Raw genomic sequence first — 23908 nt, 5'->3', positions numbered from 1 at the left:
ACTGAACAACCCATCGACATGGACGCCGATGACGACGAGATTTATGTGTGGGCCGATGAGACCTTCAACGATGGTGACGCGGTGGCGATGTGCGCAGCGACCAGACGTGCGCGCGACCGGTGGGCCGCAGCCATTGCATTGGAGCCGACGTCGCACGACAAGATCCGTGACGCCCATTGGGAAATCTTCAACCTCGCCGCCGAAGGTCACACCGGATGGGTTCGGTCGATCAACGACATCGAATATCTTTGGGCAAACGACGTGACTGAACGCCACAAGCGCGGTATCGATGAACTGATAAGTGAGGTCTTACGATCGCGGCTCGGTGCGTTGCGCAAGATCAAAGCCATCGTGGATCAGGCCGCCGGAATCGGCGCGCGATACACCCCGCCGCAGTGCACTTGCATAGCGGGTCTGGCGGTCAGCCGCTTTGCCTACCTTCAGCACCGTAGTTTCGCCTACAGCCCACGGCGATTCGGTTACGACACGCAAGGGCGCGTCGCGATGAATCACGCGAACACCCAGGATTTTAATGTCAGAGACTTCGAGGCCGCGAAAGCTGACATTTTCGAAAGATACGCTGACCCTGACGATTCCAAGTTTGCCGAGCACGTCTGGGATGCGACCCGGCGTCGACTAGTCGAGGACGCCGGATCGCGGGAAGTCCACCGGCTTATCGCTCATCGGCTAACAGAAGCGCAAAGCGGCGGTGCAATGGATGGGCTCCAATTTCTCACCAGCCGGCCCGAGCACACACCGTTGTGGGGCGACGGGAGCAAACTGTTGTGGGCGCGTGGTCAAGGGCTGTTAATCTGCGGCCCGCAGGGCGTCGGAAAATCCACTGTGGCACAGCGATTGATACTTGCACGCATGGGGTTGATCCCGGCGATACTCTTCGACCATACCGTCGCCGAAGACGATCGACCGGTGCTATACCTCGCCATGGACCGGCCCGACCAGATTCACGATTCGTTATTACGCATGGTGGATCCAAGCAAACTCGATGAAGACGAGGTCGCCAAGCTAAAGCGGCAACTGATCGTCTGGCCCAAACAACCTCCGTTCAAAGCTGACCTCGACCCCGAAAGGTTCGCGCAATGGGTCGCTGAGGAGGGTCGGGATCCCGGTGTGGTCGTCTTCGATTCGGTGAAAGATATGCTCACTAGCATCGTCACCGATGAGGCCGGTTTGGCGTTCAACACCACGGTGCAACTGATCCTGGCCAACGGTACTGACACCGTCGGCAACCATCATCAACGCAAGCCTACGGTCGGTAATTTCAAGCCGGACAAGCTCGCCGACGTGTACGGCAGCACCTGGCTCACCGCTGGACAAGGGTCGGTGGTGTTGCTCTGGGGTGAGCCAGGTGCGCGGTCGGTCGAGTTGCGACACCTTAAGCCCATTCGGGAGCGGGTGGGGCCACTGGCGGTCAACTTCGACCATGCCACCGGGCGCGCGAACGGCGGCGAACCCATGACGATCCTCATGAACCTCGCGGTTACAAGCGGAAAGGATGGCATGACGCTCGACGATGCGGTTCGCGCTGTGCGAGGGACGACACGCGCCGACGACACGTGGCGGGCCCATTCGCAGGCAGTCAAGCGCCTTTTAGACAAGCTCGTTGAACGTGCCCTTTTGAAAAAGATCGATGGCCAGCGGGGTGGGCCTGGCGGGGGTGCTAGGGGTCCGCGGTGGGTGGTCCCTTAATGAATGAGTTTCGATACCTGTCTGGGAAGCCGCAGGTTAGGAACGATTGTCATCGCGAGGGTCGACCGCGGGGCGAAAGTTGCCCGATTCTTGCGGCGTTTGGGGGAGTACAAGTTTGTGGCCGAAGTCGCATCTCAGGCACGAAACTCGCTTTGCGCTTCATGCCTGAGATTCGGGCCAGCGAGAGAGCGAAACTCACGATCGCTCTCTCTATAGATGAGATTCGGTCGCTAATCCAGAACCGCGCGATGCCGAAGAGAGCGTGTCTGGCGCTCACAGTTCTGCTGTCTGTCACCGAGACTCCACACCGAAATCTCCGAAATAGGAGGGAAAGACGATGAGTGACCTATCGAAATGTGAACCCATCGACAGATGGGCACGCAGCGCCCACCCCGAGCGGCGTTGTACCGCGCACAGGAAGAACGGCGACCGGTGCAAGAACGCCGCCCGCCGCGGCACCAACGTATGTGACTTCCACGGAGCAAAGGCGCCGCAGGTGAAGCGCAAAGCCCGCGAACGGCTCGAGGAAGCGTCGGACCGACTCGCGCGCGAATTATTGAAGATGGCGACTGACCCGAACGTTTCGGAATCGGTGCGGCTCTCGGCAATCAAAGATGCGTTGGACCGTGGCGGCGTTTCCGCGAAGTCTGCCGTCGAAGTGGAAGTGGGGCCGCCCAAACCGTATGAGCAGATCTTTGATGGCTTGGGTTCAGTCGAATCCGGCTCACGCGCGGAGTTCCGTCGATCGCTGGGCATCCCCGATGATTCCGAAGCCGATGACAGACGACCGCTGGCGGATCGTCCGCGAGAGCTGCCCGCCGCAGAAGGCGAGCCAATCGACGCCAAGATTGTCGCGCACCAACCACACAGAAGAATTCACCGGCATCCCGCCGGCGGAGAACGAGAAGGGTAAACAGAGTCCAACCACATCCGTCGCTAGCAGCTCACTGCTGCAGCCACATTGAGTGCCGCCGCAACCTGAACAGACCAAGCTGAGACGAAGGAGCGCAACATGATTTACGACAACAACGCAAGCGAGGAAGATCAAGCAAAGTACCTCTTTGCCACGGGCATGCTTTTGGTTGGCCGCGTGAAGAAAAGACTCAATCAGCTCGCCAGGACAGGCGCGACCATCGAGCCCGATGAAGGTCAGCTGTTGTGCGACATGCTTTATGACATTGGCAGCGTGATCGATGTCGCGACTGTGCACTACATGTGCAACGAGCCCACGTACTCGGATGGCACGTCGGTGGTGAGCATAGAGCAGACTGCAAACGCCAGCACCACGCCCGTTCCTCAAAAGTTGGGCGAGGGCGACATGCCCTGCATTGCCAAACTCACCGGCGACTTCGAGACCATCTACGAAGCTGTTCACCAAATCGCTTCTCATCCGCCCGGCTGGAAAGTAGTTGTAGCTGACCCGCCGCCCGAGCCGAAAACCGATGACAACTTTCCGTTTGATATTGATGAGGACTCTCTTCTTGATGCTGACCCGAACGGCTGATGAGGTGCAGGACCGATCTAATTCCGAAGTCGTCAGGACGCGGCTGAGCGGGCAAAATCCGCATCCACACGGTCAAAATACGGTCAGGTTAGGAGTGTTAACTAAGCGTCATAACACGAAAGCTGTTGTAGGCGTGCATAGTATGGCGGTTCCCCAGCTCTAGATCTGGCCACGTATTCAGCTTTTCTCTCTGTTACGCTTTGGTTAGGCCCCTCCGCGAACGGAAAATCGCTATGCACATCCGAGTCCGCCAATCATCGCGCCGCGTTAATGGCAAACCGGTAAAGCGCTACCAAGCGGTCTGGTACGAACGTAATCGCGAATACCGCGAGACGTTCGACACGCGCGAACTAGCGCAAGACAAGCTCGACCAGGTGAAAGCGCAACTGGCGCACGGCCAGTCGCCTGCAAGCTTGCGCGAACTTGGCCGTGAAACCTTCGGTGTGGTTGCTATGCAATGGCTCGCCAGCCGTCACGATCTTAAGCCACGCACCCGTGCCGAATACGTAAACCTGTTGTCAGGCAAGACCAGAGCCCGCCGCAACTCTGACGGTGTCAGCACCGCCGAGCTGTCGATAGCGGAGACCTTCGGCCGCCGACGAGTTAACGAGATCATGCGCGCAGACATAGCGGATTGGCTCGGCAAGCTCACCGAGGCCGGCAAGTCGACGTCGACGGTAAGACACCATTATTTCGTCGTGCGACAGATACTTTCGCAGGCAGTGGCAGACGGTCGGCTCACGGTCAACCCGGCCGATCACGTCAAGCTTCCGAGCGAGCGCAGCGCGGCAGGTGGGACACCCGGCGTGGTCGACGATCCCAACGTTTTCCTCACCGCCGCTCAGGTCGCCGCGCTTGAAGCAGCCACACCTTGGCCGTGCAACGTGATGGTTCACCTGGCCGCGTGGTCCGGTCTGCGGGCCGCCGAGCTGGCGGGGCTGCAAGTCGGCGACGTTGAGCTTCCGGAGCGGTCGATCAACCCAAACGCACCGACCAAACCGGGCGTGCTGCGCGTCGAGCGGACGGTGATCGCGATTGACGGCGCCCTCATTTATGACACCCCCAAGACCAAAGGCTCACGTCGTCGGGTGCCGCTGATGGCTGCCACGACCGAGCGTCTGCGCGACTATCTCGCCGCCCATCCTCGCCGCGACGATCCAACCGCGGCCATGTTTTGTGAGGTGACGTTGAAACCGTCCAAGCCGATGGGCAAACGCGCTACCGACGCTGATGGGAAGCGGATCGTGCCGACCGCCGTTGACGCCTTGGCTGCGCTCTCAGCCGATCAGGCCGTCGAACGGCTAGTGGTGAACTGGTCGGCGATGCTGCGGCACCAGACGTTTTACAAGGCGGTTTTCCGGCCTGCGGTTTTACGCGCCAACCGCCTTGGCGGCGCGGATCCCGTGTTGCCACCCGCGCTCAAATTTCACGCGTTGCGGCACACCTATGCCAGCCTGTGCGTAGCTGCCGGTATCCCGCCGTTGCAGCTGAGCCGATTCATGGGACATGCGAAGGTCACCACGACCCTCGCGATCTATACGCATTTGTTCGATGACGACCACGCTGAGACCATGGCAGCGCTTGAAGCGATGAGCCGCCCGGCTTCGCCGAACGTCGTTCCGATGCGTCGAGCCCATTAAACGCAACCTCTTCGAGCGGACCCGTCGGGCCGAACCCGCGGCAGCTTCGAAGCCGACGCCCACGCGACAATCAGTTCTCGGTACCGCATGACCTTGTTCCGCCCCAAGCCGCCCTTCACTCTGGCGGACTCCTCGAGCGGGACGTTACAGAGGACACAACGAAACACCGTCACCTGATATCAATCATCAACCGGCCGACGGATGGCGCCGGACGATCAGCCGGTGATTGTGCATGAATGGCTGAAACCCAATTTCTTGTGCTGCGACGGTCGATGTAACTCTGACTGTTCCTTGTGCTCGCGCCATCGGCTGCCCATTTCAGCTTCTGTCCACCCACGTCCTGCCATTGCCGCCACCATGGCGTCGTGGACGAGGCATAATCGATCGCGCGACGCTATTTTTGGGGGGACTTGTCGTGACCGAGGATCCACCGACTCTCCAGGACCCGCGACGGGCGTCACCGGCAAGTGGAGTCGGCTTGTGCTTGTCGGGTGGCGGCTACAGAGCGATGCTCTTCCACCTCGGGGCCCTACGACGGCTCAACGAAGCGGGGTGGTTCGGCAAGCTGACTCGGGTTTCGTCGGTCTCGGGCGGATCAATCATCGCCGGCCGACTCGGAATGGTATGGAGACAGCTCCAATTCAACAATGAGGGCGTGGCTACGAACTTCGAGGAGAAGTTACAGAATCCTATTTTAGGCTTTGCCGCCAAGACGGTTGATGTTGCAGGCATCGTCGGAGGGGCTTTCCTGCCCGGCTCAATTTCGAATAGAATTGAGAAGGCTTACGACAAACACCTATACAAGGGTGCAACGCTTCAGGATCTACCAAACGACGACGAGGGTCCCCGATTTGTATTCCTGGCTACGAACCTCACCAACGGCGCCTTATGGCGATTCAGTAAGCCGTATATGCGTGATTGGAAATCCGAGGCTGTTGACCTACCGAAAATTCCTTTGGCGAAAGCGGTAGCAGCAAGCTCGGCTTTTCCACCTTTTTTGTCACCAACGCTGCTTGATATTCCGGGACGATCGCCGCTCCAGCTCACGGATGGCGGAGTATATGACAATCTAGGGGTGGAGCCGGTCCTCAAGAATTGCCGCACCATCTTCATTAGTGATGGCGGCGGTACATTCAACCAACAATCTAGCCCAAAAAAAGATTGGTTTCGAGGTACTCTGCGCGTTCTTAATACCGTCGATGTGCAAGTAAGACGACTCCGGCGCCGAGAAGTCATGTCTCTCCTTGTGGAAAAGCAAAGAGACGGCGCCTTCTGGGCAATCAACACCGTTTATGAGAGCTTCTTGTCGAAAAGCCCACTTCTTGACGTGGACCCAGAAGTGACGCGGGAACTGTCATTGATACCGACTCGGTTAGCGAAAGTCGAGTCCTCGACTCGCAATCAGCTGGTAAATTGGGGCTACTCGGTTTGCGATGCCGCAATCCGGAGCTATGTTGCCCCCGGGCTCCCGCCCCCTTTAGGTCTCCCATTTCCAGAGAATCCGCTTACTCCTATGCCCGCGGAGCCAAACCGTGGCCGCATATGGTTCAGGCGCAAGATACCTTCAGATCAGTAAGGTCACTTCCACCATCGCCTGCAAGAACCAATTTCTAGGCGAACGAAAACCGTCCCGAGCCACATGTCAGCACACGCGAAAAGCGGTTCCACCGATGCTGATTTCCCACTTATCTGCAGTCGGCGTGCGGCGCGCTTGTATTGCGCCCGTCGGCGCTTGAATTTCTGAGTCAAAGCCGAATCCGTTTGCGGTTCTTGCGACGGACGGCGCAGCCTGCCAGAGGCTGCCTCCGCGCGCACATAGACGGGCACAGTCCTCCGTAGTCGGCCTTTTAGAGCCTCCGGTGGCCGTGAATGGTGCCACGAACATGTGACGGTCCTTCACGGCGAATTTCCGCCAAATATCCTCGTGATCGGCGTCAGGACTTCCATGATGCGGAACTTTTACGATATCTGCCGGCGAGAGTTGGGCATGCCCCGGATCAGCTAGGACGGCTTCCCAGCCAAAATCGCGTGGCGAATTCTCCAGATCCGCCCCAAGCAAAGTACATCCGACCTTTGTATGAAAGTGAACCACCACACTGCACCAGTTCTGATTACGCAGTAATTCGCGTAAGGTCGAGAGTTGAGTATCCATCCGCGCGGCAATCTGTTCGGTGGCTGTATGGATCACTGCATCTGTCGGCGAAAGCGCTGTTAAGCGCACGTCGTCTGCAAAAAGCTGCTGCCAATTCACACCTGCGTACCGCAGGCCATCCGGATAACCATGTCGTCGCCGCGATTTTGCTCGCTGCATAGTGGCTGGCACGGCTCCAAGAGGTTCGCGTGGATCAGTGCCTATCGCCTTAAACAGATCCGCACGCAGCGCAGTCGTAACTACGAGTTGAGCCTCATGGTAATGATCGTGCAACAGATCGACCCCTCTATGGTGATCTGCGTCAAAGTGGGTTATTAAGATCATTTTCACCTGATCCGACGAGATGCCCATTTTGTCGAGATACCATCGAGCTATCGGCGTCTTGCGAGGTCTTCTCGTCAAAGGATCACGTTGCAATTTTTCATAGTTATAACTGTCTATAATCGCCCATTGGCCGCCGCCAAGGTGGAGAACACAGCATTCGCCAGTACCGCGTCCGAACAGGGTGACCTCGAACTCGTCATCGGCGGGAGGCCGAAAATTCAATGGCATTGCTAATATTTAGAAAAGCTCAGCATTCCTCTTTAGCTGATCGAGGTCGATTGGTGCCTCGTGACGGACACGAACCCGCGATATCCGCTGCGGCTTGTCGCTGTCGTTGTCTTGAATAACTGACCACATGACCAGTGATCCATCAGTCAGAGCTTTCTGATCGTTCGTGGACAGTTGTGAGACAGGTATAGTCGCCATTCGGATCGACTCGTTAAGGGGCTCGATGAACTGCGCAGTGAATTCGTCATCCTCAATTTTTGTCACTTCGCCGTCAAGCTGCAGAACAACACGACCAGGCACGGCTTCGAGAACCTTCCGACGCAGGTCGTCCAGGAGTTCCGGACGCTTATTCAGCCTGGCATCACCCAGAGCTAGATGTATGTGCTGAAGTTGCGGCAAGAGTTGTTCTACAGCCAGACCAAGCCATCTCGTCGCTGCCTCCGGGACTGGCAGTCCGAACCACCCGGACGACCAGCCATCCATCTCGCTCGAGGCGATGTCTGCCGCCCGCTGCACTTCTTGATTCAAGAGTGGAAAACCTAGCTCAGCCGTACGCGCATATTCGTCCCAATCACCGTCCGCTGCGGCTTGCGGAAGTGGATTCATGGCAAGCGGAGCCGTCTCACCCAGTCTGTAGGCGCGGTAAACCACGTCCCGAATATGGTCATACTGAGTGACTGGAACGATGATGCCAAGATCGTTGCCAATGTCAATGCCAAGTGAGACGAGCGCTCGGGACCACGACGACCCCGCAACGGATTCCGGCAATAAGGAATCTATCAAGTCGCGGAGAGTAATGCCTTGGGATAGCACTCTTCGGCCATTATTGCGGGGGAATGCCTTACGGTATTTGGCCAGACTGCCGAGGGCTTGAATTTCTTTCCGCTGAGGTATTTCGAAGCGTCGGTGAATATACCCGAAGATGGAGGCGATGGCGTGACCGAAGATTAGTCCGACCCTTGAAATTTCGTCAGGTCGAGGCTCCTCCGGCGTACCGGTGTACGCGATCAGCTCACGGCTTTCCCACAGAGTCTCCAAGAGAGCTTCATCCTCCAGGAGCCATGAAGGCCTCGGCCTGTTGAGGTTGTCTTGCGGCGGCCTTCCCTTCTCGTAGGTGGTTCTGGATCGGAAGTTCTTGAGCGCGATGTCGGTGAGCCGAAGCATTAGCGAGGATCCTGGACCGAAATAGAGCTCGCTCTGCAATCGATCAAATTGCCACTGCTTTGCTTCGGCGGACCCTCTTGCGAATGCCAAGGCCTCGTCGAGAAGACAGGTTGCGACGTACATCTGTACCAGTCGGTGCTTTGCTTCGGGCGACCATTCTCCCCATAGTGGTTCTGCATTATCCAGACTCTTTTTGACCTCAGGGAGGCTACTCAAAGCTGTCAAAGCAGTGTCAAGTTCGTCTGGAGTACAGGGGGCCAGCATCGCGATTGCAACGAACTTGACAGTAACGCCGCTTGGATTACGTGCCAGCAGATAGCTGCGGACTTTAAGGCTCTCGACAAGAGCAGCAACCTCGACCGGAATACGGCACAGAATGTGATCGATAGTGGCGTCGGCCGGGATGTGGCTGAAAGCTTTTCTGGAATCTTTGTCAAAGAGAGGTGGAGTGACATCTGCCACATGCCAGCCATCGTTAAAGAGGTGATCTTCCCACTCTACTGAAGTAAGAGCGATTTTTTTCGTCATCGGGAAGTCGCTGAAGAACGGAACTCCACCTGCGAATAGCGCTTCGACGATTTGCTTGGAATATGCTTCCACCGCATCGGAAGGGCGTGAGTGCATTGCCTTCAAATTGACTGCATCTAGGAGGTAGTCTGCCCGCTGATCTTCATCGACGCATACGGCCCGGCACGATATGAAGCCCTTCGGGCCAATCCGCTTCTTAATATCGTCATATATCCGCAGCAGTGTCGTGCCGAGAATTACAGAATCGTCAAGTACCAAGACCCTGCGCCACGGCCAGTCACCCGGCACATCGAGATATCGGTCGGATATCACGGCACAGCCGGACAGCGGCTCCATACCGTGTTCGACGAGCAACTGGTAGATGCAAGCCAGGCGTCTTGCGGCCAACACCACGACATCAACTTCGCCCGTCTTCGCCATCTGGCGTGCGATTTCGAACAGTTCAACTGTTCCGTGGCGAAGCTCGGCATCCTGCACGGTCCGGAGCGTCGAGTCGCCACGCCACGCCGCAGCAAAGCTCTTGACTCGGCCAGCAACGATCTCCATGCCCAGCCCAGCAATGTCCGCAGCAGACGAAAAGCTAAGAGGACTCACGTACTGCGACCTTTGCTCGAGACGGTCTTCTGGGATGGTAGGTGGTGACACTTCCCGAGCTTGCGCACCCGCCTGCAGCGCACTGAGAGCGAAACACTACCAGTGCGTTTCCGGCGGCCACAATGGGTGTTAGACGCATACCTCGTCACGCAGCGAAGGGTACCCTGTCAGACCGGGAAATCCCGGTATCGGAGTGTAGTTGTTACTGACTTTATCAGGCCAGATGGTGTCCTCCATCGGTGTAGGTGGGTCTGTGCCGCTCGTTCACGTAGCCCTCGTCTTCAGTTCGCAAGCCGTCGCCGACGAATCTCGCGCAGGCAGGTCTCGTCGCCATGCGGTGCAACAGCGAGCGGCAAAACGCACGGTGCCGGCGGCTCATGCGGTGATCGGAGAGCCGCGGTATCCCGCTTCGAGGCGGCGAGGGCAACGCTAACCCCTGGGGGTGCAGACGGCTCGTGCGCCAGCCCAGTGCCTACCAGCTGGGCAGATCCCGTGGCCCGAAACCAGAAAGCGGTCGGGCCCGGGCCAGGTTGCGCCTTTGCCCTCGTGGACGCGAGGTGTCCCCGATCGTCAAACTACTTCCTGCATCACTTATCCAGGCCGAGGGGCTGCGTCATAGTTCGGAGACCTGCGGGGTCGACCGGCTAGCAAACCACTTGTGCAATCGGCGGCGCCGGGCGACGGTCAAACGACGGTCAAGAACGGCCGTCATGAGTAGCCAGGCGGAACGTTTGTGGCGATGAACTGCACTGATGTGGAGCCGATGACGGGAATCGAACCCGCGTATTCAGCTTGGGAAGCTATTTCCGGCGCGCGGCGGCGTTAGCTGAAACCGCCGTTCGACGTGTTTTTGGCTGTAGCGATAGTGCTGGTTATCGGCAGCGTTAGTACGTTCACCAGCCGTCCTAGGTCCGCTGTCGGTACGGAGTCGGTACGGTTTAAGTTCGCTGGCATCGGCGGTACATGCGCGGTACAGAGTGCCCGGAACGGCGCTGGGCCCACGCACCGTTCTTAAACTCTGGCCAAGTGTCGGTTCGAGTCCGACCGGGGGCACAGGGTAGAACCTCGTCGATGGCGTTTAAGGCGCGGCCGGCGGCCCCTCGAAGGGGCATTCGCGCAAGCGACCTTATGCGGGCTGGCGTCAATTGCGCGCGTAACAAACGGTGGGAGCACTCTGAGTTTCTCAATCACCGATGTTGTAACCCGTCCGCCGAACGGGCGCACCCAGAGCATGTCCCTGTACCGCTGCGACTTGCAGCTGTGTGCCTCGCAACGCTCTTCCGACGAACCTGTCGCGGTGTCAGCGGGTTCGCTCAGGGCGCACGCACGAGACTATGAGGACTTTATCCGGGAGCCTGACCCGGTCTCTTCGATGAGACTGATTGAACCGACATCGCCCTGTGCTACTTACTCATCCGGCCTTCTGTTTTCGTAGAACCATAGTCGAGCCCAACCCGACGCAGCAGGGCTCTGCGCCTCCGGTGGCGTTGCCGTCCATACGCCTTGGAGAAAGGCCCTCGTCATGAATCGATTGAGGACTTCGAGTTGATCCTCGGAGGGCAAATTGCGCGGCAGCACTATCGCAATCTCCGGCATATCCTTATTCGCAAGAACACATAAAATGAGATGTGACAGCATTCCCAACGCTGCACGCAGTTTTCTTCCATCCGCCCAGGAGTCGAATGGTTCAACTGGTAGCCGCACGAGCTGTATAAAATCTTGATTTGCTGCTACGAAGACCTGCTGGCCGTAGCGCTTCCAGACGGTTTCCTCGAGGTCATCGAACGCGGCGAGCATTGGATACAGGTCGTCTGGCACTTCATCCCGCAGCGAAACAATGTCCGTTTGAGCATAGAGTGTTCGCGCCTTGAATCTCTTCGCGGCTGCTCTAATCACGATCAAATCGCCTTTTAATACCGTGAGTGAGTCATCCGATATCGCTCGGTTGTGAGCCAATATGTTGCGTATCTGAGACATCGACTGGAGACGTTGGGAAAGTAGCTCACCATTTAACCCACATAGATGTCGGATACGACTCTGTATTGACTCAATGCGTAAAAGACTTGCGAGCTGCCCTTGCGTTGTGGACCACAACAATTCTTCTTCGGCATCAACGCCGAGGTACCAACGCGAACTGTTGCTCTTGGACTGTTGTTCTAGGCTCTTGCGTAACCGATTGTCCAGTGAGGCAGCCCATGCGGGCCCTTCAGATAGGAGCAGGGCGGCCCAACATATGCGTCGAAGCCAGGTTTCTGCCTCAAAGATCAGCCGGTAGCCTACAGCATTCGCAGACGGGAACAGCACTTCTTCAGACCACTCGCTCTCCATCGTAGGCACGGTAGCGCTTCACGGGTTCGAGTCGGAGATTGTGCTGGCCACGACAAGCTGCCATAGGGCATGGCGTCGATTTGACTCGCTGCGTCCAGCCGCGAAGACGCGACTCGGGGACAGTGGCGCGCCATCGAGAATCTGCCCGCTGCGGTTGCCTTGGTTCTTTAGGGAACGAGGTACCTGACGCCGAGTTCGATGGATGACAACCGGACGCTGCGAGCTGGACTGCAGTCGTTGCGCATCGAAGCGTTACGGTCCGCGCTGTATGCACAGCGGCTTACTCAGCGCGAGGTCGCGGGAAGGCAGGGGATAAGTAACCAGACCATGTCGGACATGGCCGGTGAATGACGAGGTTCGCTTGTAAAGCACTTGCGGCATAGCAACTCAGGTTCTAGATTGCATCGACGCATGACAAGCTGAGGCAGCCGGATCTCCTTCGGGGTACGGGGAAGCTACCCTCTAGCTCTTTGAACGGCTTGACCTGGCGGCGGCCGCGAAGCGCTTTCTCGTCGATCTCGCGGACGCCGCCAAGAGTGCCGCGAACCTGGCGCTCGCCCTTCTGCAACCGCTCGCTCACCTCTGACGGAAAATTCCGCCGACCGCCGGGAACCTGACAACGACATATTGGCGAGGCGTAGCGTCAACCCGCGATTCGCCGTCTCGTCGTTTGAGGGTCGTTTCGGCTAGGTTTTGCTGCTCATTGGGTCCTACGCTGTGAACGTGGGTGGGGAACATCCAAGGATGGGCGCGGGCGATGAGACCGCGGAAGATGCTGCCCGGCTGGCCCTCGAGGACGAGGATCTTGAACTCGAAGAAAGCGAGGGGAACGATCCGACCGACGTCAGTGAATCGCGTTTTCGCGAGGTTGCGGAGACAGCTGCGCTTGGCGACATCTATCAGCGAGTAGAACAACTCGTCCCACTCGACCAAGACCTCCTCGCGCTTGAAGTCGGCACTTCCGCGATAGGAGGACTTCGGATACTCGACGAACACAGCTATTCGCAGGCACCGGTAATGAACGATCAATATTGCATCGGGGTTTTTTCGTATCGGTCGTTCGCTCGAACGGTTGCGTACTTCCCGGGAGGGAAAAGTGAAGTAGCTCTGCTCACGGTCGAAGACTGCATAGAGAAACTTCCCTATGTTCGTCTCGAAGACAGCATCGAGGATATCTTCGACGCCCTCGACCAGCACAACGCTGTATTGGTGGGCGAGCCGAGCAAGTTGCGTGCAATCGCGTCCCCAATGGACGCACTCCTTTACCTCTATGGAATCGCCAACGGCTACGTTCTCATTCGACAGATCGAACTTGGCCTCCGATACGTAATTCGGTTATCGTCGAACCCCGAGACACTTGCCAAATGCATTGACGCTGCTGTTGCGCAGAAGTACATACAGCAAGGACGCGAAGTACCCAAGCGGCTAGAGGAGATGGATTTCTCTGATTTGAGCTCGCTCCTCACAAGCGGTCGAACATGGGAGACCTTCGCTCCTGTCCTAGGGCGGAATCTCGATCATGTGAAATCACGTCTTGCCCCGCTCGCTCCGATCCGGAACGCCCTCCTGCACTTTCGTCGGCAGATCAGGGCAGATGAGTATGAGACCCTCGCAATGACACGCAACTGGCTTGTTATCCGAATCGAGGCCGCCGAGATGCCTTTGTCTGGTGGGGCACGATGAACGCTCGCCTGCCGGAAAATGCTCTGACCACAGATCAGCAGCATCTAATCGAAACCATCGTTAACTCAGATCACACGCGACTGCTCGTGATTAGTCCGCCCGGAACCGGTAAGACTTACAGCATCCCGGTGGCGGTCAGCCGTCTGATGGAGCGCGTGCTCGGCTTTCGCGCCCTCATACTGGCCCCGGCGGCACTTTGTGCGTTACACGTCGCGATGCTTGCGGACCGACTGCAGAATGAAATCCCCGTCGTGCGTATTGCAGGCAAGTCGGATTGGAGAATTCAACAAGTCGCTGCCGAAGATGGTTGGAAGCCAGGCGTATACGTAATATCGCTTGATCTTGCGAAACAGATGGACGTCGCAGCGAGTCTCGCTGCGTCCGCCTGGGATCTAGTTGTTGTCGATGAGGCCCACATGGCGAGCGGATCACGGGCTGATCTGGTAGCGCGACTTGTAGGAGATGAACGCGTGCGCTCACTCGTCTTGCTTTCCGTATTGCCGTTGCACGATCGACGTCTAACTGACGGTCTAAGCGTCGTTCGTTGGAAGCGAAGGGATACTGGACACCCAACCCGTAGACTTGCCTTAATCAGCTACGAACGCACCTCGGCGGAACAGGAGTTGTATATCCGGCTGGTTAAATTTCTTGAGGTGCACTCGAATAGCGAAGCTGTAGCTGTAAGGCTCGAACGTGCCTGGCGCTCAAGCGTTCTAGCGCTAGAGCAAGTCATTCTGCGCGAGCGTTCGAGCCTGCGAGCGAGTAACAGCTTGGCCGCCGGTGCGAGGAGACGGCCCCTTAGTGACCCAACGGTACTCAGTGAGCCGGCTCTCCAGGAGCAGGCAGCAGAGACGGCATCAGCATGGCCGGAGCCTACTGCCGCTGCACGGGCCATGGACGGACTACTTCGAGACATTTCATCGCTCAGCATCGATTCCAAGCTCGAAGCGCTGCTTTTGGCAATTAACCGTCGACGTTCGATGGAGGAGAGCACTCCGTGCATAGTTACGGCAATGCGTGAAAGTGCAATTTACATTGCCCAGGCGCTGGATTCGCATCAGCAGTCTTTCGAACTTGTCGACGGCAAGCGAAGCATCGCATTCGATACAGAAGTCGGTGCAGGCGGCGCTGTTGCAGTCGCAACCGATCTGGGCCTCAAAGGAATTGAGCTGCCGGCCGACACCATAATTAGCTACGACCTCCCACGTTCGCGACTTCGACTCGAGCAGCGTTGGGGACGAATCGATCGTGTTGGTCGCGACCAGCCTGCGACTATGCTCGCGCTGCGGGACACTTCTGGAGTTGACACCGTCGAAGACGAGCTGCTGCTTATGCACGGCTTCATATCGCCATCGGCTTAGTGAAGTGGCGCGGCGCGGAGTTGCAGCGGTCCGCCGCCTAACGCTGGACGTCTCTACCAGTAGTATCCGCGGCAGGTACGGCGAGGGACCGCGCGAGTCGTGGTCGTGATGGCAGTGTTGTGCCTCTGAACCACTATGAATGCGTCAGGCAGGTCGATAGGGCAAGGGAAAGATTAGAAGTCAGCGGCCGAACAGGAAGCGTTCGAACTCATCGCGCGACACGGGGCGCGGTTGAGCTGGCCGGATGCTTCCTCGGCCCACCGTCCCAATAAGTCGACGTAGCGCTGGTATGTCTCAGGTGACCAGTAGTTATCGCCAAGCGTCGGCCATCGACAGTACTTGCGCAGTGCGGCGGCTACCTGACTATCGAGGATGACGCACGGGTGGTCTAATGCGCCTCCGCCAGCGAAGTAGGGAACGTTAGTAAAGAACGCCGGGCCGAGTTCCGGGATAGCAGGCCGCCGCGACTTCCGCGGCCCTCGAATGCCCTGGACCCGTGGATATAGGGTGTCGTAGGCCGCCGCGGGGTCCGAGGGAGCTTGGGTAATGGCAGTCCGCAGCGCGTCGAGGGCGCCTTGTACATTGCCGGCAACAGCGCGAATCCGCTTGCGTCCGCCCTTTTCGCCTCGGTACCCCATGCGATGCTATTCCACAGCAGAGCTCGACTGATGCCGCGCTGATCTCGCTCATCGACACTGCAACCTAACCCGCGCGCTTAAGCAGCACGGTGCTCTATTTGCGGAAATAAAAGCTCGCGGATACTGCGGGGAGGGATGCTTGAGGATCGTGGGGAGGTCGACGTTGACACACCAGAACGAGGCGCCGGCCGAGGTCCGGAGGCGCTTGGTCCGCCAACTCAGCGGAAGCCAAAGATCAGCGATCCGGAGGGCGGTCCGCGAGGCTGAGGACACGCACAGAACGCCGAGGATCAACCCGAGCCGCGCCAAGAAGGACGTCGTCCACAGATACGCCGTGATGTATGGAATGCCTAACGAGATCATCGAAGAGGCGCTGCTCTACGAGCGAGAACGAATCAATGGTGGTGGGCCTAACAAAGCTGTCCAAACTATCAACGTTCTAGAGCACCTTCACCGTAGGCTTGACGAGCATTTCAAGAATTTGTACAAGCGCCGTCGACTGTCAGACAAAACCGCCCAGGTCTTTGCGCTCGAGCACGATCTGAACGGACCTGATCTCGACGGTCTAAGAGCGGCCGTCCGGGATGCGGTCGCTCAGGGTCTTGGGGATCGCCAGAGGCGGTGGTGGCTTCCGTTCGTGATCTACGCCGCCGAGCTTGGCTACGCCTGCGGTGCCGAGGAGTATTGGCCAAGCTTTGAAGCTGCGACACCTCATTGGGGAAACGATCACCGCTGCTACATCCAGGATTGGTTCAGTTCTTTCACCGCGCAATACGGTGGCGCGGTTCCAGCGGGCGTATGGGCGGAGCAGAACAACATCGTTTGCTGGCCAATCACCAACGCGGTTGCACCGACCTACGTACAGCGGCATCTCGCCAGACTCCTCTCCGAATCTCGTGCTGGGCTGAATCCCGAATGGTTGAACGACCCCGCGGCTCTTGGGATTGAATTGGCGGCTCGCTCAAGTGGATACGTCAAGCGGTTCCGCATCTTCTGTGAGAACACGACCGTCCTTGGTCAAGTAGCAGCAGCGCTTCTGGCCGAAGATGAGCACGACTCACCGTATTTGCTTCGTTCGACACTTCACCGTCTCTTGGAGGGAATGGCCACCGATCACACATCGCAGCGCCAGCTGACTAACGCCAGGAAAGCCGCGAGCCGCGTACGGAAGAAGGGGTTCATTTCTTCAACGACTCGCGGCCCCCGAGAGCGGATTCAACCCCTGCCTAGGCTCACTGACGCGGGACTCGTCTTGCGCCAAGGAGAACACGGTTGGCAGGCGTATGCCCGCCTTCCGGACCTATCGCCACTGCTGACCCGCATGCCACACCTCGCTGAACCAGTTCGAACGTTGCGTGCCCGTGTAGCCGGCGTGGACGGTAAACCATTGGCACGTGGGCGCTTGATGTACCCAGGTCAGGAAGTCCGACTCGCGTCATGGCCACGGGGCGACGAAGCCTTCATCGTTTTTGATGGGGCGTCGCCGCAAGTGAACGCTCAAATTGCTGACCATTGCAAGATTGGGACGGGTCCTTGGTGGCTGTTCAAGCGTGCTGACCGCAGCCGCGCTCTCGAGGTGAAAAACCCGGTCGTCCGCCCTGGCCAAACGTATTGCCTTGTTGGACTTGAGGGTACTAACCCACCCCGCCTGACATGGGTAGAGCCGGCGACCATCTCGGTCGCCGGGGCTCAGGTATTCGAACTCCGAGTGCCGGCGTGCATGGATATTCGGGATGTCGCCGCTCTCAGGGATGTGGGGATCTCGACGCAGGTCGATATCTCGATCCGGCCCGCGGGTCTTGTACCAAGCGCTTGGGATGGCGAAGGATTCGGTGAATGGTTCGCTGGGGAACCAGTCATACTTGCGATTCGGGCTGAACATGTCGTCGACATGTGCCAGCTCGCGGTAGACGGAAAACACCACCGCCTTCACTGGCCAACCGGCCAATCAGAGTTGCTGGTCGCACTTGACGGCCTCGCGCCGAAAGTCCACACAGTGACGGTGACTCTGACTTCAGCTGACAATCGAAAGCCGGCAGTTACCGGATCGATGATTGTTGCGATCCGCGAACCGCCTATTTCAGACGACGGCACAGCGGCTGGCCAGGGTGTGCGCATTCTGGCGGCACCGGCACGGCCGTCTTTGAGTGAGATGTGGGATCTACGTGCCGGCTTGACGATTCAAGGGCCACATGGCATTCCGATCGATCTATCGCTGCTATTACGCGACGTCAATGGACGGCAGTTAGGCAGCATCTGCCGTCGCATCCAACTGCCTATGAGCGAACATGACTGGGCCGAGTTTGTAAGGCGCGAGGTACGAAGGCAATTTGCCGATAGCTACAACGCAGCCGAGTCATGTGAAGTCGCGGTGATTCGTTCGGGCCTGACGCAGGCAACTCTCTTGTGTAAGAGAGGGATCCAACTCCTCCAATGGACGCTCGCCATCAAGCGAGGGGCACACGTCGCACGACTGACAGACCGCACAGTCGGCGTTCGTACGCGAGTCGAACTCTTCTTGACCGAGCGGCCTTCAGTGGCAATTCAACGCAGCGCCGGTGATGCAATCGAGGCACCGGCGCATGGTGGACTTTTACGGGCGACATCCGGCTCCTTGGAGGCAGGGATCCTACTGCCACCGAGGCGCGGCAAAGCGATGCGCAGAGTGCGACCGAGGATCGCGACTGGCCGCCGCACGAACCGTGAGGTTCTCAAACTGATTGCGCTGCATCATTCGTGGTTTGACGCCGACTCATCTTCGGACCAATTTGTCGACCATCAACGACGAATCGTCCTGCACGCTCTGACGCGCGAGGTGGTTTCCCTGATTGCGGGTGCGAATTGGCGAAGTGTGGAAGGGCAGGTGAACGGCCTCCGCGTCCGCGGACGGCTGGGGGATCTTCACTTAGGAGATCTGAGAAGGAACGTCGGTAGCTCCGTGGCGGAACGTGCGATGGCCGAGACCGTGACATACAACGTGTGGACGTGGTCCCGATCCGAATCAGCGTTCGCTACAGGCTTCGCTTCACTCATCGCCAGGATGAGCGCGAACTATTTCATTCGCGGGTATGACTTCGAGACCGTCGCGGACTTCCTCCTAACGCTGACGAAAACGCCTGGCGTGGTGATGGATTGGGATTCAGGTGAACGAAATAGTCTGATCGATATGGTCATGGCCTCGCCCGCTCTCGTTCGTGCGGCGAGATTCGCAGTCCTGGGCATCGAGGCTCTTCAGTCGGTTGCAGATGACGGCTCCGCTGGGGAAGAGCGTTCATGAACCGGGCCGGGTGGTCGTATCGAAAACACCCATCGCCCTGGTGGACGTCCCTGCGCAAGGCCTATGCGAACGCTACGACTGATCCTCAATCAAGAGCAGGTCCGGCGCGTGGAGGTCAATGCACGAACTCAAGAAGTCAACCTGTAAATCCGTGTCGAGCCAGAGCAATGATGCGACGATCGACATCCGAAGCACCCAGTTAAGGGTTGCAGCCCGATGCGCGTTCTCCTTCGGAAACGCCTGCAGTCCGGCGAGTTGAAGCCAGACTCCAGGCTCGAGCATCCCTCGCTCGCCGGTGGCGAGGTGCGGAGCGAGACGGACTCCGACGAACGCAGCCATTCGGATCTCGTCGTTGTCGGGCCAGGATTCGTCAGTTGCGCCGATCTCGGTAAGGGCCTGTTGCATGAGATTCGTCAATTCGCGGCCGAACGTACCGCCCCACCTGCCCGATGACTCGGCTTCACGCCGGTATTGGCGAATACGCCGCTGCAGGTCCACGCGCGGTGACATGAGGTCGGGAGTCACCTTGATCCATTCCGGGACCGGCCACTTGTACAGCGGCCCGAACGGTTCATCGGGAACGCGGATCAGGGGCACTGCAGTCGCGGGACTCACAGCTGTCGCCGCGCGGTCGCGCGCTTCTCGCAGGCCGTCAACGTAGCCGCGCACCTTTACAAGATCGGTGTCGTCAAGGCTTCCCAGATCTCGGATGATGGCCGACGTCACCTGCATGCGTGGCGACGCGGGCCCTGCCTCGCTCGGATTTGCGGCCAATACCCACGCCTCGGCGTTCTGCAGCTTGACAAGCACGTTCGAGATCCAGGACTCCCACTTGCTGGTCTCTGCAGCATCTGGGTCGAAGGTTTTCAGCTCCATCAGCGTGTCGCCGATCTTCAAGTCCACGAGCTCGTCGCGTAGGCCGGCGAGGTACGAGCCAAGGCCGGTGCCGGTTGGAAATCGGGTGCTATCGACTTCGAGCGCATCCCGAACTTCACGCATCCGGTCGGCGCGGAGGTCAAGCACTGGTGCGAGTCGGTCGATGATGTCGTCACTTGCCCGGCGCCGCCCGGACTCGATGTTGGCCAGCATCGGGTAGCTAATGCCGGCCGCCTCAGCGACCTCGGGACGGCGCATATGGAGATTCATGCGGGCGCTCACCACCGCCTCGCCGAATCGTCGGTGCGGGCGCTCCGTGTCCCGGGTGTCCCGGCGATCGGACTTCTTGGACTTGTTCCGCTCATCAGCCACGATAGGACTATACCGCATTGGGGATAGAGAGATGCTTGCAGCTATACCGCGCGTCTGCTACCGTCATCGGTAGAGCTGTCGAGTCGAAGTTATACCGGTACCGGGATAGAGCCGAAGTCGAAAGGAGCTGCCATGGGTAACAAGCCCACCCCGATCACTGCCAAGGTCGACCTCTCATGAGCGGGCGCCGCGTGCACCTGCAGCGATGCGGGGTTAGCGGAAAAGTCCGGTTCCGCGACAAGCGCGAGGCCACACGTGCCGTGCATCGGGCGGTCGCCGCTCGTCATCATGCCGGGGCGATCGGGGTCTGGTCGTCACGTCAGGAGCGACGGGCGTACTGGTGTTCAGAGTGCAAGGGCTGGCACGTGACGAGCAGCGAGAACCGCGCGCACAAGTTGCCCACCGGCCGGAGAGCGTGATCGAGACGTTGAGCTCCAGCGGCGTCGATAAGGCAGCGGTGCCATTGATGAACCTCATCCACCTGCAACCTGTCGGTGCCTTGCATAAGACTGTTAGCTAACGCCTGTGACGTTGATGAAGCCGTGCGAACGAAAGGGGGTGTCGAGCATGGAGCAGGTCGTACCGGTGGGAATTAACACAGTTCTGGAGCAACTGCACCAGCATCTCGACACCCATTTCCGCGCACTCGCGGAGGCGCGGCGACCCTTGGGAACGGACATACCGGTGTTCGCCCTGGAGCATGGGCTCGACGCCATCGATCTAGACAAGCTCCACGACGCCGTTCGTGCAGCCGTGGCCCAGGGTTTTCCGATCAAGTACAAAAAGTGGTGGCTGCCGTTCGTGGTCTACGCAGCAGAGTTGGGCTACCGATACGTCGGCGGTGAGTACTGGCAGACCTTTGAAGATGAAACGCCGCGATGGGATGAGGTCGGTGATCGCGACTGGATCGGCTACAAATTCATCGAGTTCGCCGACAAGTACGGGGGTGTCCGGCCGAGGGGCGCGTTCGCGCGCCATTTCTCGATCATCGCGTGGCCGATCACGCATGCTGTCCTGCCGATCTACCTGCAGCGCAACCTAGCCCAACTGCTGTTCGACTTCCGCAGTGCGCTGACGAGCGACCTGTTGAACGACCCAGAGGCTCTCGGAGCGCGGCTGGCATCGCGGACCAGCGCATTCACCGAGCGGTTCCGGATATTCTGCGAAAACACCGCCCTTCTTGGTTCCGTCGCTGCAGCACTGCTTGGCGAGGGGGACGAGTCCCCGTATCTTCTGCCGTCGACCCAGCAGCGCCTGGTGGAGAGCTTGTCTCGGGAGAGTGAGTCGCGGCGTTGGCTGACGTCGGCCCGCCAGGCGGCCAGCCGCGTCCGCGCGAAAGGGTTTCGGGCACCTGCGAAGGCAACGTCAACCGCGCCATCGCCAGCCGCAGGTCGTGTATCGCCACCCCAGCCGACCGATCCCAAGTTGCAGCTGCGGCGCGACGACGGTCAATGGCAGCTATACGCCGCTCTGCCCGACCTCACCCCGATTGGCGCGCGACTCCCTGAAGTCATTGAAGAACTGCGGGGACGACGTGCCATTATCGACGGTGTCGAGGGTCCGCCGCTGGCTAGGGGCAGGCTTCTGTTCCCGGGGCAATCGGTACGTCTCGCGCGATGGCCACGAGCGGAAGCGCCGTTCGTGCAACTGGTTGGCGCACCGGCGCAAGTGAATCGCCTTCTGGCAGATCAGTGTGTGGTGCGCGGTGGGCCAGTCTGGCTCTTCCGCCAACGGATGCGGGGCCTCGCCGATGAGGTCAAGGGGCGCGTCGTGCGGCCTGGTCAGACCTACAACATGATCCTGGGGCAATCCGCGCCGATGCCCGATATCCCGTGGGCGGAGGAAACTGCGGTCGACATCAGCGGCATGCGCTCCTTCGTCCTGCGCGTACCGGACCAACTCAGCGATGCCGAACAGTCGGCATTGGTGGCTATCGGCATTTCAGTCGTCACCGACCTTGCCGTTCAGCCGGTCGGCGTCGTTGCGAGCGCGTGGGACGGCGAGGGTGGCATCGAATGGCTGGCCGGTGAACGTGCGGCGATCGCGATTATCTCGGACATCGATGCTAGGCGCCTGGAACTCACACTCGGGGGCATGCCGTATACGGTCGACTGGCTATCCGGTCAGCGTGAGCTATTCCTGCAATTCGACGATCTCGCGGTTGGCACGCACGAGCTCGGCGTCCGATTGTTTGTAACCGACGAGAGCCCGGCGGCGGCCGAGACGCTGTTCATCACCATCCGCGATCCGCAAGTGCGGCCCGAGGGTGCGACCGCCGCCGAGGCCGTGCGGCTTCTCGCATCGCCCGCGCGACCAACCCTGGCCGATCTGTGGGACGGCCGTGCCTCGCTGTCGATCGAGGGACCGCCAACCACCATGGCCGACCTGCGCGTATCACTCCGCTCGGAGAACGGATCGCAACTCGCGCAAATTCAGCGCTCGGTAGAACTCCCGGTGGGAGATGACGTTTGGCCCGAGATCGCCAAGCAGATCCGCGGCCAGCAGAGATTCCAAGCCGTCTACGACGACGCAGAGTCGGTCGAGATCGCGATCTCGCGTGCGGGCATCGGCTTTGCAGCATTGGTCTGCGATCGGGGATACAGTCCGCTCCGCTGGAGGGTCACCCGGCAGCACGGAAACGGGTTTCATGCCTTTCTCGTCGACCGAACAGATGGCACCAGCACACGGGTTGAGCTGTTCACGGTCGATGACCCGCTACGGTCTGTTCCGCACGATCGGGACGCCATCATCTCCGTGCCGCCGCTCGGCGGATTGCTGCGCGCCACGGCTGATGGCGGCGCCAAGCAATCGATCGTGATGCCGACGCAGCCCAACGAGGTTAGGCGCGCCGGTCTCTTTCGCCCACGCGTGCATACCAGCCGAAGAAGCCCGCAGGAGATCGTTCGCCTGGCCGAGGGCTACCGCATGTGGGATGAGGCGGAACTTCCTGCCGACCCGTTCGCGCAGAACCTGCAGGCGCGCGTCCTGGAAGCCATTACGCACACAAGCGTCTCGCTAATCTGTGGGACATACTGGAGTGCGGTTGAGCGCCGGCTGATCGATGCCGACGATCCCATTCATCATATCGGTGACCTGCAGAAGGCAGTCGGGGTCGGCACGCGCAAGCAGACGCTCGCCGGGAAGATCGCGCACCACCTTTGGGAGTGGTCGTCGCCAGGCGCGCTCTTGGCCGGTTTTACGGAGGTAATCACTCCGGCGCTCGAGCGTCGCGGACTCGCCGGAATGGCGACGGCGCCTAGATTTCTGCTTCTACTTGCCGGCCGCCTCGGTCTCATCCTGGACTGGGATCCCGCCGAGCGCGACAAGATACTGGCTGTCGCCATGGAGTCGACGTGGTTGCTCCGCGCCGCTCGGCTCGCAGTGCTCGGATCGCGGACGTTCATGGACGCAGACGAAGCAGCGAAGGGATTCTGACCGTGGCCCTGTCAATCGCGACCGCCGCCGAGTGTGAAGCACTTGCTCTCAGCACACTTGGTCTCACGGAGACAGGCGTTGGCCTCTTCTCCACCGA

The 23908-nt window shown here is 59.3% G+C and carries 14 protein-coding genes; 9 read left to right on the top strand and 5 right to left on the bottom strand.

Going from position 1 to position 23908, the window contains the following annotated elements; all coding sequences use genetic code 11:
* The first annotated feature begins 18 nt into the window (after positions 1-18).
* From A5678_RS28330 to A5678_RS26500, 5 genes are all read left to right on the top strand, one after another.
* A complete protein-coding gene (locus tag A5678_RS28330; protein WP_368664896.1) occupies positions 19-1707 on the top strand; it encodes an AAA family ATPase in 1689 nt (562 codons plus the stop codon).
* 496 nt (positions 1708-2203) lie between these two features.
* Positions 2204-2620 carry a hypothetical protein gene (locus A5678_RS12470; RefSeq protein WP_068042704.1) on the top strand — a complete coding sequence of 139 codons (417 nt, stop codon included), beginning with the start codon at positions 2204-2206 and terminating at the stop codon, positions 2618-2620.
* 99 nt (positions 2621-2719) lie between these two features.
* The gene (locus A5678_RS12465; protein WP_068042702.1) at positions 2720-3211 is read left to right on the top strand and encodes a hypothetical protein; all 492 of its coding nucleotides are present in this window, start codon (positions 2720-2722) and stop codon (positions 3209-3211) included.
* A 233-nt stretch (positions 3212-3444) separates the two neighbouring features.
* Complete coding sequence (locus A5678_RS12460) at positions 3445-4851, top strand: tyrosine-type recombinase/integrase (RefSeq protein WP_068042700.1); 1407 nt, start codon at positions 3445-3447, stop codon at positions 4849-4851.
* A 415-nt stretch (positions 4852-5266) separates the two neighbouring features.
* The gene (locus A5678_RS26500; protein ID WP_255396913.1) at positions 5267-6427 is read left to right on the top strand and encodes a patatin-like phospholipase family protein; all 1161 of its coding nucleotides are present in this window, start codon (positions 5267-5269) and stop codon (positions 6425-6427) included.
* Positions 6428-6493: 66 nt separating this feature from the next.
* On the opposite strand, the gene A5678_RS27100 is transcribed toward A5678_RS26500, so the two are convergent.
* From A5678_RS27100 to A5678_RS27095, 3 genes are all read right to left on the bottom strand, one after another.
* On the bottom strand, positions 6494-7555 hold the full coding sequence (locus tag A5678_RS27100) for a hypothetical protein (protein WP_156746886.1): 1062 nt from the start codon (positions 7553-7555) through the stop codon (positions 6494-6496).
* A 9-nt stretch (positions 7556-7564) separates the two neighbouring features.
* Entirely contained in the window at positions 7565-9841 is a 2277-nt protein-coding gene (locus tag A5678_RS12450; protein ID WP_156746885.1) for a hypothetical protein, read from the bottom strand.
* Between the two features lie 1407 nt (positions 9842-11248).
* Positions 11249-12169 (bottom strand): hypothetical protein, encoded by a 921-nt coding sequence (locus A5678_RS27095; RefSeq protein ID WP_156746884.1) that lies wholly within the window; start codon positions 12167-12169, stop codon positions 11249-11251.
* Between the two features lie 723 nt (positions 12170-12892).
* On the opposite strand from A5678_RS27095, the gene A5678_RS12430 reads away from it, so the two are divergent.
* Both A5678_RS12430 and A5678_RS26495 read left to right on the top strand, forming a co-directional pair.
* Positions 12893-13852 carry a hypothetical protein gene (locus A5678_RS12430; RefSeq protein WP_156746883.1) on the top strand — a complete coding sequence of 320 codons (960 nt, stop codon included), beginning with the start codon at positions 12893-12895 and terminating at the stop codon, positions 13850-13852.
* On the top strand, positions 13849-15213 hold the full coding sequence (locus tag A5678_RS26495; protein ID WP_082945535.1) for a DEAD/DEAH box helicase family protein: 1365 nt from the start codon (positions 13849-13851) through the stop codon (positions 15211-15213). Before A5678_RS12430 ends, A5678_RS26495 begins: the two co-directional genes overlap by 4 nt.
* Positions 15214-15386: 173 nt before the next feature.
* On the opposite strand, the gene A5678_RS28325 is transcribed toward A5678_RS26495, so the two are convergent.
* The gene (locus A5678_RS28325) at positions 15387-15851 is read right to left on the bottom strand and encodes a hypothetical protein (RefSeq protein WP_368664895.1); all 465 of its coding nucleotides are present in this window, start codon (positions 15849-15851) and stop codon (positions 15387-15389) included.
* Between the two features lie 346 nt (positions 15852-16197).
* On the opposite strand from A5678_RS28325, the gene A5678_RS27090 reads away from it, so the two are divergent.
* Positions 16198-19128: a hypothetical protein gene (locus A5678_RS27090; protein ID WP_156746882.1), complete on the top strand. Its 2931-nt coding sequence runs from the start codon at positions 16198-16200 to the stop codon at positions 19126-19128.
* 72 nt (positions 19129-19200) lie between these two features.
* Here the strand turns inward: A5678_RS27090 and A5678_RS12410 are convergent, their stop codons facing one another.
* Entirely contained in the window at positions 19201-20376 is a 1176-nt protein-coding gene (locus tag A5678_RS12410) for a helix-turn-helix domain-containing protein (protein WP_197502125.1), read from the bottom strand.
* A 567-nt stretch (positions 20377-20943) separates the two neighbouring features.
* Here A5678_RS12410 and A5678_RS12400 point away from each other — a divergent pair.
* Positions 20944-23811 (top strand): hypothetical protein, encoded by a 2868-nt coding sequence (locus A5678_RS12400; RefSeq protein WP_068042676.1) that lies wholly within the window; start codon positions 20944-20946, stop codon positions 23809-23811.
* Positions 23812-23908 lie beyond the last annotated feature (97 nt).

The organism is Mycobacterium sp. E2733 (genome assembly GCF_001667585.1).
Lineage (GTDB): Bacteria > Actinomycetota > Actinomycetes > Mycobacteriales > Mycobacteriaceae > Mycobacterium.
Note: the sequence above shows the minus strand (reverse complement) of the source record. Positions and strands in the feature narration are given on the sequence as shown.

Bases quoted from the DNA above. Each gene is read 5' to 3' on its own strand.
- A5678_RS27095 (WP_156746884.1), bottom strand. From the start codon at position 12,169: ATGGAGAGCGAGTGGTCTGAAGAAGTGCTGTTCCCGTCTGCGAATGCT.
- A5678_RS12400 (WP_068042676.1), top strand. From the start codon at position 20,944: ATGGAGCAGGTCGTACCGGTGGGAATTAACACAGTTCTGGAGCAACTG.
- A5678_RS12465 (WP_068042702.1), top strand. From the start codon at position 2,720: ATGATTTACGACAACAACGCAAGCGAGGAAGATCAAGCAAAGTACCTC.
- A5678_RS28330 (WP_368664896.1), top strand. From the start codon at position 19: ATGGACGCCGATGACGACGAGATTTATGTGTGGGCCGATGAGACCTTC.
- A5678_RS27090 (WP_156746882.1), top strand. From the start codon at position 16,198: ATGCCTAACGAGATCATCGAAGAGGCGCTGCTCTACGAGCGAGAACGA.
- A5678_RS27100 (WP_156746886.1), bottom strand. From the start codon at position 7,555: ATGCCATTGAATTTTCGGCCTCCCGCCGATGACGAGTTCGAGGTCACC.
- A5678_RS12460 (WP_068042700.1), top strand. From the start codon at position 3,445: ATGCACATCCGAGTCCGCCAATCATCGCGCCGCGTTAATGGCAAACCG.
- A5678_RS26495 (WP_082945535.1), top strand. From the start codon at position 13,849: ATGAACGCTCGCCTGCCGGAAAATGCTCTGACCACAGATCAGCAGCAT.
- A5678_RS28325 (WP_368664895.1), bottom strand. From the start codon at position 15,851: ATGGGGTACCGAGGCGAAAAGGGCGGACGCAAGCGGATTCGCGCTGTT.